General features: G+C 69.6%; 1 protein-coding gene. It reads right to left on the bottom strand.

The window, feature by feature from the left end; all coding sequences use genetic code 11:
- Positions 1–3626, bottom strand: a 3626-nt coding sequence (locus ABZS71_RS35365; RefSeq protein ID WP_355860866.1) for an SDR family NAD(P)-dependent oxidoreductase, incomplete at both ends; no start/stop codon positions are given.

Raw genomic sequence — 3626 nt, 5'->3', positions numbered from 1 at the left:
ACCCGCGCTCCAGTCCACATTCCGGCTCGGGGCGTCGATGTGCAGTGAGGCGGGCAGCAGACCATGCCGCATCGCCATCACCATTTTGATGACGCCGGCCACGCCGGCGGCGGCTTGGGTGTGGCCGATGTTGGACTTGATGGAGCCGAGCCACAGCGGCTTGCCGTCCGCCCGCTCCTGCCCGTACGTGGCCAGCAGCGCCTGGGCCTCGATCGGGTCGCCCAAGGTGGTTCCGGTTCCGTGTCCCTCCACCACGTCGACCTCGGCGGGTGACAACCGGGCATTGGCGAGCGCCTGACCGATCACCCGCTGCTGTGAGGGCCCGTTCGGCGCGGTCAGGCCATTGCTCGTGCCGTCCTGGTTGACGGCAGAGCCCCGGATCACCGCCAGCACCCGATGGCCGTGGCGGCGGGCGTCGGACAGCCGCTCCAGCAGCAGGAGCCCGGCGCCCTCGCCCCAGCCGGTACCGTCGGCCGCCGATCCGAAGGGCTTGCAGCGTCCGTCGGGTGCCAGCCCACGCTGACGGGAGAACTCGATGAAGGTGGTCGGAGTCGCCATCACCGTCACGCCACCGGCCAGGGCCATCGTGCACTCGCCCTGGCGCAGGGCCTGGGCTGCGAGATGCATCGCCACCAGCGAGGACGAGCACGCGGTGTCCACCGTCACCGCCGGCCCCTCCAGACCGAATGCGTACGCCACCCGGCCGGACATGACACTCGGCGTACCGCCCGCGAGCAGATAGCCCTCGACCTCCTGTGCCGAGGAACTTCCGGACGCGCCATAGCCTTGATAGGTGCCGCCCGCGAACACGCCGGTGTTGCTGCCGTTGAGGGTGCCCCGGTCGAGACCGGCGTTTTCGAAGGTCTCCCAGGCGGTTTCGAGGAGCAGTCGCTGCTGGGGGTCCATGGCGAGCGCTTCGCGCGGGCTGATGCCGAAGAACGCAGCGTCGAACTCGGCCGCGTCGTAGAGGAAGCCGCCCTCGCGCACATAGCTCGTGCCCAGATGTTCGGGGTCGGGATCGAAGAGTGTGTTCAGATCCCAGCTACGGTCGGTGGGCATCGCGGCGATGGCGTCCCGGCCGGCGGCGACAAGCTCCCACAGCTCCTCCGGAGAGCGCACGCCTCCTGGGTAGCGGCACGCCATGCCGACGATGGCGATGGGCTCGTCGGCAGCGGCCGGGGAGGGCTTATTGGTGCTGACCGCCGCCTTCTGTCCCATGAGTTCGCCGCGCAGATACGTGGCGAGCGCGCTCGGCGTGGGGTGGTCGAAGACGAGCGCGGGGGCGAGCGGCAGGCCGGTGGTGGCGACGAGCTGATTGCGCAGCTCTACGGCGGTGAGCGAATCGAAGCCGAGCTCTTGGAAGGGCTGGGTCGGCGGAATCGCGCCGAGACCGGTGTGGCCGAGGATGGTGGCGGCGAGCGTCTGGATATGGCGGACCAGGAGCTGGTGCTGCTGGGCGGCAGTGGCGCCGCTGAGCTGCTGTCGCAGCGGACTGTCCGCGGCGGTGGCCGTGGGTGCGGTGTTCTCCGCGCTGGACTTCGGCAGACGGGTGAGGAAGGGACTCGGGCGCTGCGCGGTGAAGGCGCTGGAGAACTTCCCCCAGTCGACATCGGCGATGGTGACGACGGTGTCGCCATGGGTCAGGGCGTGATGCAGGGACTTGATGGCGAGGTCGGTGGTGAGCGGCGAGAGACCGCGCCGCTTGAGGTGGGAGAGGGTGTTCTGGTCGGCGGCCATGCCCGCCTCGCTCCACGGACCCCAGGCGAGGCTGGTGGCGGATAGTCCTCGGGCGCGGCGGTGTTCGGCGAGGGCATCGAGATAGGTGTTCGCCGCGGCGTAGGCGGCCTGCTGACCGCTGCCCCATGTGGCCGCGTTCGACGAGAAGAGGACAAAGGCGGTGAGGTCAAGGTCTTGAGTGAGCTCATGCAGATGAGCGGCGGCCTCTGCCTTGGGCCGCAGCACGCGGTCCAGCCGCTCCGGGTCCAGCTCGGCGATCGGGCCGAGTTCCATCGTGCCGGCGGTGTGGATGACGGTGGTGAGGGGGTGTTTGGTGGGGATGGTGTCGAGGAGGTGGTGGAGTGCGGTGCGGTCGGTGACGTCGCAGGCGGTGATGGTGACGGTGGTGCCGAGGGCGGTGAGTTCTTGGGTGAGTTGGGTGGCGCCGGGGGCGTTGGGGCCGCTTCGGCTGGTGAGGTGGAGGTGGGGTGCGCCGTGGTGGGCGAGCCAGCGAGCGATGTGTGCGCCGAGGCCACCGGTGCCACCGGTGATGAGCGTGGTGCCGGACGGTAGCCAGGGCTCGGGGGTGGTGTCGTCGGTGGCGGGGACGTGGGTGAGGCGGCGGGCGCAGGTCCCGGTGGCGCGGATGGCCGTCTGGTCCTCGGGCTGACCGGCGACCAGGAGCGCGGCCAGACGGTTCGGGGTGTGGTGGTCGATGGTGGTGGGCAGATCGATGAGACCGCCCCACCGGTACGGATGTTCCAGAGCGGCGACACGGCCCAGCCCCCAGATCTGCGTCTGTCCGGGGTGGGGGAGGAGATCGGTACGGCTGGTGGCGATGGCGCCCTGGGTGAGGCACCACAGCGGTGCGGCGATCTCGGCGTCACCGAGAGCCTGGATGAGCGCGGTGGTGGCGGCGAGTCCGCCAGCGACCGCGGAGCGGTCGGGATGCGGATCCTGGTCGAGTGCCAGCAGGCTGACGACTCCCGCGAGCTGCTCGATGTCTCCGGTCAGCTGGGCGAGCTGTTCGGTGAGAGCGGCGCGGTCGATGTCATGAGTGCCGATGGGATGCGTACGTGCGGCGGCGCCGTGGGCATGCAGAGCCTGGACGGCGGCCCGGACCGTCGCATGGTTTTCCTGGCCGACGGGAACGACGATCAACCAGGTGCCGGTCAGGGCCGGTACGGCGGCGGGGTCCGGGAGGTGCTGCCAGGTGGTCCGATAGCGCCAGGAGTCGATGATGGTCTGCTCGCGGTGCTGTCGTCGCCAGGCCGACAGTACGGGGAGTGCGGGCAGCAGGGCGTCGATGCCCGGACTGTCCTTCTCCAGCCGGAGAGTGCTGGAGAGGGTGTCGATGTCGAGCTCTTCGATGGCATGCCAGAGCTGTGCCTCGGCCGAATCCTCGACCGCACTGTCGCCGCTGGTACGCACCCCGGGCGGGGCCAGCCAGAACCGCTGGTGCTGGAAGGCGTACGTCGGCAATGCGACCACCCGCGGAGCCGGGTCGGCGGGGAACCAGTCGGTCCAGTCGACGTCCACCCCAGCGGTGTGGAGTCGGGCGAGGGTGTGGGTGAGGGCTTGGGTGTCGGGCCGCTTACGGGTGAGGGTGGTCGCCACCAGGGGACCCGGATGGTCGGTGGGGGCTTCATTGTCCCGGTGGTGGAGGGTGTGTTGGGTTGCGGTGGCGAGGATGGGGTCGGGTCCGAGTTCGAGGAAGACGGCGGTTTGAGGTGCGATGTGGGTGATGGCGGGGTGGAAGTGGACGGGTTGGCGGATGTGCTGGGCCCAGTAGTCGGGGGTGGTGATGTGTTCGTTGGCGGGTTGTCCGGTGAGGTTGCTGAGCAAAGGGATGGTGGGTTGGTGGTAGGTCAGTTGGCTGATGGCTTGGGTGAAGGGCTGCAGGACGGGGT

The sequence above is a fragment of the Streptomyces sp. NPDC005393 genome (genome assembly GCF_040606675.1).
In the GTDB taxonomy this organism is placed as follows: domain Bacteria; phylum Actinomycetota; class Actinomycetes; order Streptomycetales; family Streptomycetaceae; genus Streptomyces.
This window is presented reverse-complemented; position numbering and strand designations above follow the sequence as displayed.